Origin of the sequence: Pseudoalteromonas sp. c7(2019) (assembly GCF_011378625.1) — a bacterium.
GTDB classification, from domain to species: Bacteria; Pseudomonadota; Gammaproteobacteria; order Enterobacterales; family Alteromonadaceae; genus Pseudoalteromonas; species Pseudoalteromonas arctica.
The window spans coordinates 18852-32458 of record NZ_WTKS01000007.1 but is presented as its reverse complement, the minus strand read 5'-3'; the positions used below and the strand labels follow the sequence as shown (position 1 = coordinate 32458).

General features: G+C 39.0%; 12 protein-coding genes. 3 read left to right on the top strand and 9 right to left on the bottom strand.

Annotated features, from left to right (window positions below; translation table 11 throughout):
• Nucleotides 1-45: 45 nt before the first annotated feature.
• The 4 genes from GQR38_RS09440 to GQR38_RS09425 all read right to left on the bottom strand — a co-directional run bounded on the left by GQR38_RS09440 (nt 46) and on the right by GQR38_RS09425 (nt 4619).
• Nucleotides 46-909: a DMT family transporter gene (locus tag GQR38_RS09440; RefSeq protein WP_007375633.1), complete on the bottom strand. Its 864-nt coding sequence runs from the start codon at nt 907-909 to the stop codon at nt 46-48.
• Nucleotides 910-1141: 232 nt separating this feature from the next.
• Nucleotides 1142-1885: a FadR/GntR family transcriptional regulator gene (locus tag GQR38_RS09435; protein WP_002960591.1), complete on the bottom strand. Its 744-nt coding sequence runs from the start codon at nt 1883-1885 to the stop codon at nt 1142-1144.
• A gap of 430 nt (nt 1886-2315) precedes the next feature.
• Nucleotides 2316-3302 carry a Gfo/Idh/MocA family oxidoreductase gene (locus GQR38_RS09430; protein ID WP_165721664.1) on the bottom strand — a complete coding sequence of 329 codons (987 nt, stop codon included), beginning with the start codon at nt 3300-3302 and terminating at the stop codon, nt 2316-2318.
• A gap of 297 nt (nt 3303-3599) precedes the next feature.
• Nucleotides 3600-4619 (bottom strand): AraC family transcriptional regulator, encoded by a 1020-nt coding sequence (locus tag GQR38_RS09425; RefSeq protein WP_165721663.1) that lies wholly within the window; start codon nt 4617-4619, stop codon nt 3600-3602.
• Nucleotides 4620-4721: 102 nt separating this feature from the next.
• Here GQR38_RS09425 and GQR38_RS09420 point away from each other — a divergent pair, with 102 nt between their 5' ends.
• A complete protein-coding gene (locus GQR38_RS09420; RefSeq protein ID WP_165721662.1) occupies nt 4722-6326 on the top strand; it encodes a GMC family oxidoreductase N-terminal domain-containing protein in 1605 nt (534 codons plus the stop codon).
• Between the two features lie 27 nt (nt 6327-6353).
• On the opposite strand, the gene GQR38_RS09415 is transcribed toward GQR38_RS09420, so the two are convergent.
• The 3 genes from GQR38_RS09415 to GQR38_RS09405 all read right to left on the bottom strand — a co-directional run bounded on the left by GQR38_RS09415 (nt 6354) and on the right by GQR38_RS09405 (nt 8260).
• Nucleotides 6354-7169: a class I SAM-dependent methyltransferase gene (locus GQR38_RS09415; protein ID WP_165721661.1), complete on the bottom strand. Its 816-nt coding sequence runs from the start codon at nt 7167-7169 to the stop codon at nt 6354-6356.
• Between the two features lie 3 nt (nt 7170-7172).
• Nucleotides 7173-7574 carry a hypothetical protein gene (locus GQR38_RS09410; protein WP_002960599.1) on the bottom strand — a complete coding sequence of 134 codons (402 nt, stop codon included), beginning with the start codon at nt 7572-7574 and terminating at the stop codon, nt 7173-7175.
• Between the two features lie 266 nt (nt 7575-7840).
• Nucleotides 7841-8260, bottom strand: coding sequence for a DUF3429 domain-containing protein (locus GQR38_RS09405; protein WP_165721660.1), 420 nt, complete (start codon nt 8258-8260; stop codon nt 7841-7843).
• A 282-nt stretch (nt 8261-8542) separates the two neighbouring features.
• Between GQR38_RS09405 and ahpC the strand changes: the two genes are divergently transcribed.
• Both ahpC and ahpF read left to right on the top strand, forming a co-directional pair.
• The gene (gene ahpC, locus GQR38_RS09400) at nt 8543-9112 is read left to right on the top strand and encodes an alkyl hydroperoxide reductase subunit C (protein ID WP_008134426.1); all 570 of its coding nucleotides are present in this window, start codon (nt 8543-8545) and stop codon (nt 9110-9112) included.
• A gap of 154 nt (nt 9113-9266) precedes the next feature.
• Complete coding sequence (gene ahpF, locus GQR38_RS09395; RefSeq protein WP_165721659.1) at nt 9267-10841, top strand: alkyl hydroperoxide reductase subunit F; 1575 nt, start codon at nt 9267-9269, stop codon at nt 10839-10841.
• A gap of 130 nt (nt 10842-10971) precedes the next feature.
• Here ahpF and GQR38_RS09390 read toward each other — a convergent pair whose 3' ends face one another.
• Together GQR38_RS09390 and GQR38_RS09385 are read right to left on the bottom strand one after the other, a co-directional pair.
• Entirely contained in the window at nt 10972-11232 is a 261-nt protein-coding gene (locus tag GQR38_RS09390) for a hypothetical protein (protein WP_165721658.1), read from the bottom strand.
• Between the two features lie 40 nt (nt 11233-11272).
• Entirely contained in the window at nt 11273-13294 is a 2022-nt protein-coding gene (locus tag GQR38_RS09385) for an ATP-binding protein (protein ID WP_165721657.1), read from the bottom strand.
• Nucleotides 13295-13607 lie beyond the last annotated feature (313 nt).

Sequence of the window (13607 nt, the reverse complement as noted above, 5' to 3'; positions counted from 1 at the left end):
TCACCATGTTGCGTGGTGACTTTATTTAGATTATTTGGTAGTTAACTAAGTAGTCTGTTTTTTTGCGTTTGAAAACGAGCTACCAACAGATGCAATAATTACAAGTAAAATAGCGAGCCACTGCCATAAAGTAAGCAATTCACCCAGTATAATAAACCCTGCGAGCGAAGCTATTGCAGGCTCTAAACTCATCATTACGCTAAACCCTTGTGAAGGCATGTTTCGCAGTGCAACCATTTCAAGTGTGTAAGGCAGTGCGCTTGATAAAATAGCAATACCAATACCCAGTGGGATAATTTCCCACGTAAACGCGGCGCTTTGCAGAATGCCGCCGTAAGGTACTAGCACTATAGCGGCAACGGTCATACCCAATGCGACAGTTGCTCCACCAGAGCTTTGTGTGCCCGTTTTTTTACCAAATAATATATAACCTGCCCAACATGCACCAGCACCAAGCGCAAGCGCTACACCCAATGGATCAAGGCTGTCTTGGCCGCTCATATCAGGAAGCAGAAGCAAAATACCGGCAATAGCACAGGCAACCCAAAATAAGTCACGTTTGCGGCGTGATGAAAATAAGGCAACAGCAAGCGGACCTGTAAATTCAAGCGCTACACCTATGCCTAGTGGAATGCGTTCAATGGCATAATAAAACAAAATGTTCATGCCGCCTAAACTTAAACCATACACAATTATAGGAATACGATTACCAGAAGTAGGTAAGTGTTTCCAAGGTTTAAACACTAAGCAAAGTATAAAGGCAGAAAACCCAAGCCTAAGGGCAGTTGTACCTTCAGGACCAACAATAGGAAAAAGCTGTTTTGCAAATGACGCGCCCGTTTGAATGGTCATCATTGCAAGCAGAACACACACGATAGCCAGTAAATAACTTTTTGAAGATGCTTGCATTTTTATCCTTGAGTTGAGTAACTCTATCAATTAGTTATGTAATGCAGGGAGTATAAAAGCTAAACCCGCCCGATATTAATGGCGGCATAGTATCTTTTTTTAAATTTATAGGTAAGTGTTTGCGACCAAAAATAGCGCAATTAAAAGTATATTAAATAGGGCGCGTAAATAAAGTAAGAGGTAAAGTTAGCAAACAGGCGTTTGCTAACTTTAATCAGTTGGTTAAAAGGCCTTAGTGGGCACTTTTATTAACTAAACCATCAAGCGAGTAAAGGCCTCGTTTTTCATCATTTTTGCGTTTAATTTCTTCAAGTGCACGCGATTCTACGGCATCAAATAAAGCATTAATTAAGCGGTTAAAATGTTTGTGCATTGCACTGCGCGCTGCATTTGCATCATGCGACTTTAGAGCTGTATAAATAGCGGTGTGTTCGTCCATAACGCACTCGTTATTGTTTTTACACACACTGCCATAGTCAGCAACAATTTGTGGGTTTGTTAAACGTAAATCCCACAAGTTAGACACTGCAAATTCAAGTGCTTTATTGCGTGTTGCTCTAGCTATAATTTCGTGGAACTCACGGTCGGCTTGCTCAACATAAAGGCCTTTTTCCATGGCAATTAATGTTTTATTTAGTTGCTCTAGTTCTTCTTCTGTAATGCTTTGAGCAGCTAAAGCGGCAATTTCGCCTTCAATTAATGCGCGAGCTTGAGTAAGTTCAAATGCACTGATCTCTTTTGATTTTATAGATGCATTTTTTTGTTCTACTACGTAAACACCAGAGCCGGTTTTAACTTCAACTCGGCCACGTACTTCTAATGCGATAATAGCTTCTCTAATGGTAGGGCGACTTACATCAAACATTTCTGCAAGTTCACGTTCAGGTGGTAAACGACTCCCAGCAGAAAATTCGCCTTGATTTATTAAAGACTCAATTTTATCAACTATGCGCCAAAATAAGCGACGATTACCCATACTTTACCTTCATTACCTTAAGGAATAATGGCCTCTGGGGCCTAAAAGTCAAAACCAACTGTTAATACCAGAGGTTACCTCAAAATTCACTATTATGTCAAAATTCTAACGCGATGTTATGGTTAAAAACCACTATACACCAATGGTTGTATTCTTGTATTACCAATTTAGTTTAAAATAATGCAATTGGCTAGCTTGATTGGTAATGTTTTTATGTGTTAGGTTAGTTTTAAGGTTATTGAATAATAAATATTGGTAATAAACCGAATTTGGGTTGTTAGTGTTAAGTTTGCTGTAGAAGTATTTGATTGCCCATGGATGGGGATCGCTATTTTTAAATGTGTTTTATAAGATATGTCGTTGTACGAGAGCTATTTAAGCTTTCTTCTGGGCGTTAACTGTCGTTGGTTAACGCCCAAATTTTATTTAATTAGTCGTTAGGGTACACAACCCCAAGCTGTTTGCGCGCTTCATCAAGTACGCTCATTACGTTACTGGCTAAAATATGTGTATTAACGGGTGACTCAAGAACATTTTGCTTCACTAATGCCATAAAATGTTCAACTTCGTATTTCATAAAGTGCTCATCAAACGGCTGGGATATAACCTCTACCTCACCATTATTAGCAATAAACTCCACCTTTTTGAGTTGCGATACGGCTTCTATACGTATGCGTCCAAGCTCGCCTTGTATTTCGGTTATGTTGTCGCCTTGCGATATTTTAGAGTAGCTAATAACGGCTTGTTTATCAGCGTAGTTTAGTAATACATCCCCCGCACCATCAACACCTGTATCAAGTAATACGCCGCTTGCGTGTACACTGCTTGGTGCGCCCCACAATGCAATCAATAAATACAGTGGGTAAATCCCTAAATCAACCAAAGCACCGTTAGCAAACTCGGGTAAAAATGTATTTGGGCGTTCGCCATTTTTATACTTATCGTAACGCGATGAATATTGACTGTACTGCCCAATATATTTACGTGGTATGCCAATTTTTACCATTGCCTGTTGCAGCCGTGCAAAGTTAGGCAAGTGAGTGGTCATCATGGCTTCCATGTAAAGGCGCTGATGCTTTTTTGCTGTAGCTATAATGCTTGCAAGCTCTTTAGAATTAGCAGCTGATGGTTTTTCGCCAAGGACATGTTTACCTGCTTCTAGGCACATAACGGCATATTGCTTATGTAAGCTGTTAGGGGCGGCTATGTAGACAGCATCAACATTTTGATCTTGGCATACTTGCTCGATTGAGGTGAAAATTTTTGCTTGTGCATTTTGTGGGTGTTTGGCTAAAAATGCTTCGCCGCTTGATACTGCGCGCGAGCACACCCCATATAAATTAAAATCGTTTAATGTATTTGCAGCGGCTAACAGTGTGTCGCTAATAAAATTGGTGCCAACAATAACAAAGTTCATGCTCACTCCTTAGCTTAAATAAAAATAATAATAAGAGTGTTTAGTTTAACATTTTTTTAGTCCTATATGCTTTAGGGCGTGTTGATCTTTGGTGGTTGAATTTACAGCAGTATGTTTGGTTTTTAGGCAAGGCAGAGCCTATGTAGTGTGGTTATTCCCCATAAATAGGCGATAACGCAGCATAAAGGCCAAACATGCGCTGCCCTATGGGTTCTTTCTAGGGACGATTGACTCTTTGTTGCTCGATTTTTACTTAGCCCACTAGGTTACAAACCTCGCGCCGCGATTAAATCGCCCCTAGATTGAACAAATTTCAATCCACAAAGTTCGACACGCCCTAGGAGAGCAACCAAACCAGCGTTTAACATTAACACTTAGCGTTGCTTGCTCCTGATACCCTAAAAGCTCAGATATGGTTGATATTGTAAATTGGTTTTGCGCTAAATAGTGTGCAGCTAAAGCGCGACGAGTGGCATCTTTAAGTTTTACAAAGCTCGTATTATGTTTGATAAGTTCTCGATGCAGAGTACGCGGGTGCATACCCAGCGCAGCTGAAATAGTTTGGTTACTACATTGATAAATAGGAAGCATAGGCCTAATTAGTGCACTAACTTGGTTGGGCAATGGTTGTGTGTGTTCTTTGTTTTTTGCCAAGAAGCTTAGCGCTGCTTGTACTTTATTTAGTTCAGGGTGATCAAGCTCAAGAGTTAAATCACTTTTTGAGATTACAATACCAGCGCTGTTGCGATGCTCTATAACGTTACAACCAAAGTAAGTGTTATAGGCACGAGTATTAGTACTTAATTTTTTTGGCAAAAATATATTAATTGGTTTGCAGCGGTTATTACTCAGCTTTTTAATAACAGCCAATGCTAAACCAATAGTTAGCTCAATCACTTGGTTGATGTTCGGTAATGGTTTTAAATTAATTTCGAATGATAAAAACAAGCTTTTATCATTCTCTAAAGGGTGCGAGTTTAAGCTAAGTGCAGGGCTGTGCAAGTGAAGGTATTTAATAACCCAATTAAGTGCATCACCTAAATTAGTACTACTTTTAGCTGCTATTGCAATATGCCCTAAAATATCAAAATTTTGTCTACTTGCGAGCTTAAGGCCAAAACTAGAGCAATTGAACTTACAAGCACAGTATTCTAATAGCTCAGCGTAATCTCGATAAGGTAAATATTGGTTATCGAGATTTTTAAAGTCAACGTTATTAATATTACAGTTTTGCATTATTTCATGCGGATCGCCGCCAAATTCGCTAATTAGGGTGTCTATACCTTGTAATGACGTGGCTCTGATTAGGCTGCTCATGGTTAACCTCAAATAAATGATGTCTAAAAATATCAAGTTTTGTTGAGTTTTTCTATGCACTATTACTGTTAAGGCCGTTTAAAACTTTTATTAAGGTACACCATGAACAATACAACATTTGATTACATTGTGATTGGCGCAGGTAGTGGCGGCTGCGTTATGGCATCGCGATTGTCTGAGGATAAAAATGTAAGTGTGTGCTTAATTGAAGCTGGGGGCAGCGATAAAAGTGCATTTGTACAAATGCCAGCAGGCATAGCAGCGAGTGTGCCTTACGGTATTAATAGTTGGCATTACAATACGGTGCCACAAAAAGTGCTTAATAACCGCTGTGGTTTTGTGCCGCGTGGCAAAGTGCTGGGCGGCTCGAGCTCTACCAATGCAATGGTTTATATAAGAGGTAATAAGTACGATTACGATAATTGGGCACAGCTTGGTAATGAAGGCTGGGATTTTGATAGTTTACTCCCGTACTTTATTAAAGCTGAGAACAATAAAGCGTTTATAAATAATGAGCTGCACGGGACAAAAGGCCCGCTACATGTACAAGAGCTAAATAACCCAAGCAATATAAACCAATACTTTTTAAATGCCTGTGCTGAGCAGGGCGTTAATTTAAGCGACGATATAAATGGCAAAGAGCAAAGCGGCGCACGTCTATCGCAGGTAACTCAGCACAATGGCGAGCGTTGTAGTGCAGCAAAAGCATATTTAACACCGCATTTAAACCGCCCAAATTTAACGGTATTAACCCATAGCCACGTTAATAAAATAAATATAACCAATAAGATAGCGCAAGGCGTGCAAATAGAGCGTAATAAAGAGGTTATTAATTTACGTGCTAAAAAAGAGGTAATACTTAGTGCTGGCGCTATTAATTCGCCGCAAATATTAATGCTTTCAGGTATTGGCCCAAAAGAGCAGTTAAGTGCACATAACATTAGGGTTCAGCACGTACTTGAAGGTGTTGGCGCTAATTTACAAGATCATTTAACGGTAGTGCCACTTTATAAATCAAAAACAAATAAAGGCACATTTGGTATAAGCCCGCTAGGCATTGTCAGCATTATAAAAGGCTGTGTTAACTGGTTTAGTAAACGAGAAGGGCGATTAACCAGTAACTTTGCAGAGTCGCACGCGTTTATTAAATTATTTGAAGGCTCGCCAGCGCCCGATGTGCAACTAGAGTTTGTAATTGGGCTGGTGGACGATCATAGTCGTAAGTTACACACTGGGCATGGTTACAGTATACACAGCAGTATTATGCGCCCCAAAAGCCGAGGTACTATTACATTAGCTGATAACAACCCGCGTAGTGCACCGCTTATAGACCCTAATTATTTAAGCCACCCAGACGACTTAGCTGTAATGATTGCTGGCCTTAAAAAAACACTCGCTATTATGCAAACTAAAGCTTTTGATAACATACGCGGTAAAATGATCTACCCGCTTGATATAAATAATGATGATCAGTTAATTGAGTTTATACGCCAAACGGCAGATACCGAGTATCACCCAGTTGGTACATGTAAAATGGGGCAAGATCCAATGGCAGTGGTGGATACTAATTTGCGAGTACACGGGGTAAGTAACTTACGCGTAGTCGATGCGTCGATTATGCCTACCATTATTACCGGCAACACAAATGCACCTGTAATTGCGATTGCTGAAAAAGCAGCTGATTTAATTAAACAGGCAAATGTTTAATTGAATCAACTTTAGTAGGGCTATTAATTAGCTATAAAATTCATTTAGCCATTGTTGCCAATCGCTTTCAAGATGTAGCATTTGCTGATGCTTTTTAGCGTTTAGATGCTTGGTTTCGTCCTCGCTTGCCATATAGGGTCCAACGCGGCAAAGGGGGCAATGGTTAGATGTTAAGTATGCAGGTTTGGTAAGACGTGAGCTTAATTCGCTAGTATGTGTGTCAATACTTTTTGGGCTGAAAACGTAAGTTATCCCGCTGGTGTCTTTTACGTGTTTATCGCGGTCAACATTACGAATTTTATAACCTTCAAAATGGCTAATATCAAATGGGATTTGGCCTAAATAATCAGCGTTTAAACCGTTATTTAAACTCCCTTCTATGTTCCATTCTCGATAAGGTTTTACATCCTTTGAAGTGATATAACACAGCATTGGGCCATTTTTATCAAGCGCGTATTCGTTAGCGTATTTAATAAATTGATGCAGCAAAGCGCGGTTTAATACGTTCATACTGGTTTGGCGCGTGTTGTTTTCAAATGCTTCACGGCCAACAAAGGCAGGTATAAGCGGAAATTGAAAAATAACCACGTCAAAGCTGTGCTGGTTTTCACTTAGAGTTTGCCAACACGCGGGATTTGTTACATCAAAACTATTAAGTACCTCAACGTTATGCGCTTTTAGGTTACCAAGTGCATTGTGCTGATACTTTTTCTCAATAGTAGTTTGGTCATCGTAAGTGGATGCAACCAAAGCTTTTGGCGATAGATGAGTGTAAATAGCGTTCGAAAACGATAAATCGCCATCGCCTACGGTGAGTATTCGCCATTGAGGATTTAAATACATATTTTATTTAGCGTTTATGTTTGTAGCAGTATTATTTATATCGCTATTTGTTTGTGAGTCTTTTGCTAGTAAACGATGAAACGCAAGTCTGGTTTTTAACCCTTCAATTGCGATTTGTTTAATAATAAGATTAAAGGTAATTAAAATGGCAAAGGCAATATGAATAGGGCCGTGAGTAAATCCTGCATCTGTATCGTAGAGTGTTAAACCGAATAGCAAAAATAAGACGACTAAGAAAATTTCGAGTAATTGACTTGAATAAAAACTTAAACGACCTTCGCTTTTATGATCTTTTTTAATGCGAATAGCACAAAAAAATGGGATCACTTTGATTTTAAATGCAGCGTTTTTTTCTACGTAGTTTTCGCCAAGTTCGTCGAGTTGTTGGCGTAGTTGGTCAATCATGGTGTGTCCTCAAATAGCAGTGCGCGGATATTACCTTATTACCACGCAATATTTAAGTTTACAGCCACTATTTAACCTGAACTCTGGTTAATAGATTTGCTAACGCATTGAATTATGGTGATATTTAAGTTTATTTTCTCTAGCCAGAGATTTTCTGTGAGAACAAGGCGAATTTACGCGTCAATAGCGGGCCTATTGCAAGTAAATTCAACGCAGTTAGCGCTGAAAATAGCTGCTTGAGATAGATTTATTATCCAGAGCTCAGGTTACTTAGGGTAAATACTCATACCAATAGTAAGGATATGACACACAAACACAACAGAGGTAAGTACTACACGCATTTTTTGATAATCTTTATGATAGGTTTTCCATTGCGGCGTGGCTTTTTCAAATATAAGTACTAACCAAAAACTAGCACCTAGCCAAGCCAGTGCCCACTCTACAGGTAAAAATGATAAAAATGGAACTGGGATAACAGGTAATACCGCTTTAATTGCATTGCTATAGCTTTGTTCTCCGGCGCGCCACAAGTTACCTGCCATAAATGCTAAAATGGCGATACTGTAAAAAGTAAAAAACTCTAAGTTAAGGCTATTACTGCCAAACATAAGTGGCCAACCTACACACCCTAAAAACGGGATTAAGCCTAAATAACCTAGTTGTATGTGGTTAACAAATTTTTCCATTACAGCGTGCCTTATGTTTAATGACTTATTTGAAGCGCGGCTATTGTAGCAGTATTGCGATTAGCGATCTTAATAATTCGCCAGCGTTTACAATCCAAATAATGCTTACGGTAAAAGAGATTACATAGTTCAATTCAAAAAACCGATTGTTTTAATCTAAACAATCAATTTTATTTAATTTCTCATTAGCCTTATTGTATCAATCAAGCCAACGCAGAAGGTCGTTTTAAACGAAAGCGTTGATTACTTTTTAAATACATTAAATATAGATGAGGAAATACCATGAGCACTTCATTAATCAATACAAAATTACAACCATTCAATGCAACCGCTTACCACAACGGTGACTTTGTAGAATTGTCTGAAAAAGATGTTCTAGGTAAATGGTCAATCTTCTTCTTTTACCCAGCTGATTTTACGTTTGTATGTCCTACTGAACTTGGCGATGTTGCAGATCATTACGCACAACTTCAAGAGATGGGCGTAGAAGTTTACTCAGTATCTACTGACACTCACTTCACTCATAAAGCATGGCACGATACGTCAGACACAATTGGTAAAATTACTTACCCAATGATTGGCGACCCAACAGGACGTATTACTCGTAGCTTTGGCGTAATGATTGAAGAAGAAGGCTTAGCACTTCGCGGTACATTTGTAATGAACCCAGAAGGCGAAATTAAAATTATCGAAACTCACGATTTAGGTATTGGCCGTAGCGCTAAAGAACTTGTTCGTAAAGTACAAGCTGCACAATACATTGCAACTCACGACGGTGAAGTTTGTCCTGCATCTTGGCAGCCAGGTGAAGACACACTTGCACCTTCACTAGACCTAGTTGGTAAAATCTAAGTATAGATTTATTCCTACTATAAGGGCAGGTAACTGCCCTTAAATCAACGAACATCCGTTTGTTGGTGCCTCCTATATCAATATACTTGTTTAAGCACATGCATTATTTGGCATGGGAGGCTTGCTGTTTAAATTTTCCTAAAAGGGTTAAGCCATGTTAGATAACAACATAAAAAATCAATTAAAAAGCCATTTTGAATCGCTTACTCAACCTGTTGAGCTGCTTATTGCCTTGGATGACAGCAAAAAATCAGCAGAAGTAGAAAGCTTAGCGAACGATTTAGCCTCACTGAGCGATAAATTTACGGTAATGAACAATCCTGATACAAGCGCGCGTCGCCCGTCAATGGTTGTACATTCACCTATTAAAAACACTCATATTACGTTTGCAGGCGTACCTATGGGCCACGAATTCACAAGTTTAGTGCTAGCACTTTTACATACTGGCGGACACGCAAGTAAAGCTAAAAGCGAAGACATTAAGCAAATACAATCGCTTACTCAAGAACTTAACTTTGAAGTATATATAAGTTTAAGTTGCCAAACGTGCCCGCAAGTAGTCCAAGCACTTAATACTATGGCAGCGACAAACAGCAATATTAAAGCGACCATGATTGATGGCGCATTATTTCAAAGTGAGGTAGAAGAGCGAAATATTTTAGCTGTACCGGCTGTATATTTAAATGGCGAACCATTTAGCCAAGGTGCACTAAGCCTTACCGACATACTCAATAAAGTAGATAGCAAAGGGGCACAGCGCCAAGCTGAATCGCTAAGTAAAAAAGATAAATTTGATGTACTTGTAATTGGTGGTGGGCCTGCGGGCGCATCGGCTGCGATTTACTCAGCACGAAAAGGGTTAAATACAGGTATTGTTGCCGACAGATTTGGTGGACAAGTTGCAGATACATTAGCAATAGAAAACTTTATTTCGATTAAGGCGACTGAAGGGCCAAAATTGGTTGCCCAGCTTGAAGAACACGTTAAAGAATACGATGTAGATGTAATGCATAATCAGCGTGCAGCGGCACTTGGTTATAACAATGGCTACGAAATTACACTAGAAAATGGCGCAGTACTCAAAGCTAAGTCGCTCGTACTTGCCACTGGTGCACGCTGGCGCGAAATGAACGTACCAGGGGAGCAAGAATATCGCGGCCATGGTGTGGCATATTGCCCACATTGTGATGGCCCTTTATTTAAAGGTAAACCTGTTGCCGTAATTGGCGGTGGCAATTCGGGTATAGAAGCGGCAATCGATTTAGCTAATATTGTGCAAAGCGTTACGGTACTTGAATTTGCAGACACACTACGTGCTGATGAAGTGCTTATTCGTAAAGCTAAAAGCATGGCTAATATTACCATTATCAAAAGTGCACAAACTACCGAAGTACTTGGCGATGGTAAAAAAGTAACTGGCTTAATGTACACAGATAGAGTGTCGGGAGAGAGCAAAGAGCTTGAACTTGCCGGTATATTTGTACAAATAGGCTTAATACCAAATACCGAGTGGTTAAAAGACAGCGACCTTGAATTAAGTAAATTTGGTGAAATATTGATTGATGCTAAAGGCGCAACTTCACTACCAGGAATTTACGGCGCGGGGGATGCAACCAATACTCCGTTTAAACAAATTATTATTGCAATGGGCAGCGGTGCAACAGCAAGTTTAGGTGCATTTGATTATTTAATTCGTCACTCTGAAGAAGCTGATCAAAGTGCTGCTTAACATTATTTAATAAAAAATTTAGTAAAAACTCTCTTGATATAACAGCAAGGCTACACCCATAGCTGTTTGTTAACCCAAGCCGCCCTTCTCCAAAGGCGGCTTTTTTAATGCTTAAGAATTAGCACACGATTTAATCGCACCCACCACCAGAATCACCGCCGCTACAATTTGTGTGAGAGTGCAATGAGTTACTGCTAGAGGAAACTGATGAGTCACTGCCAGTATAAGCTGATGATCCACGTGATGACTTAGCACTGATAAATGTAACTAACAGTAATACGCCTGATACGATAACTATTGTTATTGATGAGCTCCATTGCCCAGTGGAAACGCCTTTAAATACTGCAACAATAAGTACTGTTAGTAATATAGTTCTAATTATGTTTTTCATTTTATGTTCTGATTTTTCACCAGTGGCAGTGCAGTAAAAATTAGCTGATTTTTACGGTATGCTCAAGCGCATTAATAACTGCTCTTTCAAGTATGGGGAGTTTAAACGGTTTTGATATAAACATATCCATACCAGCTTGTTTACATGCAAGTTTGTCTTGTGATGAAGTATTAGCAGTTATAGCCACTATGTAGGTTCCTTCATGCGAGCAGATGTTTTCTGATCTAAGCTGCTTTGTTGCCTCAAATCCATCGAGTATGGGCATTATGCAGTCCATAAAAATAAGGTCATAATGCTTTTGGCGACATTTTAATACAGCATCTTGGCCATCTACTGCAGAGTCGGCTTTTATATTAAGTTTGCCTAAAGAAGCATGAAGTACCAACCTATTAATGTCGTTATCATCGACTACAAGCACTGATAGTTCACTGCCGTTGATATCTAACGTTGATTTAAGGCTTTCTTGTTTTTGTTCTGTCCCTTTCTCAATAGGAATATTTACTAAAAACGTAGTGCCTTTATTCGGTGTACTTTTTACCTTTATTTTTCCGCCCATATATTCAACAAGCTCTTTTACTATTGCAAGGCCAAGGCCTGTTCCACCTTTTGAATTCTTAGCATCTACTTCTTGAGAAAAAGGAGAAAACAGTGATTCTAAAAAGTTTTTACTCATTCCTCGGCCTGTATCAGACACTTCAATATTTAAACTTAACTTAGCTTTTACTTTAGAAAGGCTGGTGTTTAGTGTAACTGAACCATTTTCAGTAAATTTAAGTGCATTACTCAGTAAGTTAGAAGCAATCTGGCTAAGGCGTGTGTTGTCGCTAAACGCCCAGCAGTTGTCATCAATTGTATTATTTACTTGTAGCGTTACATGCGTGTTTTTAAATAGAGGTGTATACAAAGAAGTTAAATCGGTAAAAATTGTTTTTAGTAAAAAGTCAGTAGGCTCAAGCTTTAGCTCACCATGATTAATTTTAGAAAAATCGAGCACTTCGTTAATAATACTAAGTAAAATATCGGCGCTTCTAAGTCCTATTTTAATTTTTTCAGCGCGAACTTCTTCACTGTGTTCATCAACTAATGTGGTTAGCATACCTGTAATGCCATTCAGTGGGGTTCTTAATTCGTGGCTGATTTTGGCAAATAGCATGCTTCTGTCTTCAAGTAGGCGCTCTGCTTGAGCTTGCTTTTGTTTAAGCTCTTCTCGGAGCATTACTGACTCGGTTACATCTTGGCAGGTGCCAAATAATCGGACACATCGGCCTTCATCAAATTCGGCCTCACCAAAGGTAGCCACCCATAAATGTTTATTTTTAGCGGTTACTATTTCTAGTTCTAAATTCCATTTTTTGCCTTTTTCTATGGCTAATTCTACCGCGCGAGTAATGCCTTCACGACTTGGACCTTCTTTATAAAACTCGACTGCAGAATTCATTTGCGGTTGAAATTGTTCATCCACCTCATGTATGAGGTATGTTTGCTCGCTCCAGGTAATTTTATCGGAGACTAGATCAACCTCCCACGTACCTATATTTGCTACATTCTCTAACTTTAATAAAGTATTACTATTTTTTATTAGTTGTTCTTTAGCTTGAGTGCGAGCAAATTCCGATCCAAGCCATTGTGCAAATAACTCAATATAATCATAGGCTGCATCATTAAAAGCTGGAGAGCTGTTTATGGATGAAAAGTTAACGGTACCAAATATTTTTTCACCAATTTTTATTGGCGCGCCAATATAAGACTCTAACTGAAAGTTTATATAACAGGGGTGGTTTGCAATTGCGCTTTGAGATGCTTTATGAAAGGCAAGTGCAGAGCCTGCAGCGAGCGTATGTACGCAATAGGTGCCTTGTAATTCAAACACGGTACCGGGTAAAAGTGAGTTGTCAGGGGTTTTGGCATATAAAACGGTGTAGCTGTTTTCATCTACTTTACTAATAATACCTAGCTCAAGGTCAAATACTTCTAACCCAAACACTAAGAGCTTATTAATTTTACTTTCAAAATCAAGAGATTGATTAGAAACTATATCGTGAAAACATCGTAAAAAATTCAAAAGAAAACACCCCGTAAGCTTTTGTTCAATTTATATAATACATAGGCCAATTAGGGCATTGGTATTAGTTTAAAATCCAGTTTAGCAGTTTTAATTACTAATAACTAAAATTGATACGTATTAAATTTTATAACCTTATGTTTTTATGAACTAAGTTAGTGGTTTATTAATAGTAGTAGGGCCTGTTGACCTTTCAGGATTAAAAATTGTCCCTAGGCAGAACCCAAAGGGCAACGCATGTTTGGCATTTATGCTGCGTTATCGCCTATTTATGGGGAACAACCACACTAAATAGGCTCTGCCTTGCCTAAAT

What these genes read in the sequence shown, in the direction of transcription:
- GQR38_RS09435 (WP_002960591.1), bottom strand. Translation starts at nt 1,885, where the DNA reads ATGGGTAATCGTCGCTTATTTTGGCGCATAGTTGATAAAATTGAGTCT.
- GQR38_RS09390 (WP_165721658.1), bottom strand. Translation starts at nt 11,232, where the DNA reads ATGAAAAACATAATTAGAACTATATTACTAACAGTACTTATTGTTGCA.
- ahpF (WP_165721659.1), top strand. Translation starts at nt 9,267, where the DNA reads ATGTTAGATAACAACATAAAAAATCAATTAAAAAGCCATTTTGAATCG.
- GQR38_RS09405 (WP_165721660.1), bottom strand. Translation starts at nt 8,260, where the DNA reads ATGGAAAAATTTGTTAACCACATACAACTAGGTTATTTAGGCTTAATC.
- GQR38_RS09440 (WP_007375633.1), bottom strand. Translation starts at nt 909, where the DNA reads ATGCAAGCATCTTCAAAAAGTTATTTACTGGCTATCGTGTGTGTTCTG.
- GQR38_RS09425 (WP_165721663.1), bottom strand. Translation starts at nt 4,619, where the DNA reads ATGAGCAGCCTAATCAGAGCCACGTCATTACAAGGTATAGACACCCTA.
- GQR38_RS09410 (WP_002960599.1), bottom strand. Translation starts at nt 7,574, where the DNA reads ATGATTGACCAACTACGCCAACAACTCGACGAACTTGGCGAAAACTAC.
- ahpC (WP_008134426.1), top strand. Translation starts at nt 8,543, where the DNA reads ATGAGCACTTCATTAATCAATACAAAATTACAACCATTCAATGCAACC.
- GQR38_RS09430 (WP_165721664.1), bottom strand. Translation starts at nt 3,302, where the DNA reads ATGAACTTTGTTATTGTTGGCACCAATTTTATTAGCGACACACTGTTA.
- GQR38_RS09415 (WP_165721661.1), bottom strand. Translation starts at nt 7,169, where the DNA reads ATGTATTTAAATCCTCAATGGCGAATACTCACCGTAGGCGATGGCGAT.
- GQR38_RS09420 (WP_165721662.1), top strand. Translation starts at nt 4,722, where the DNA reads ATGAACAATACAACATTTGATTACATTGTGATTGGCGCAGGTAGTGGC.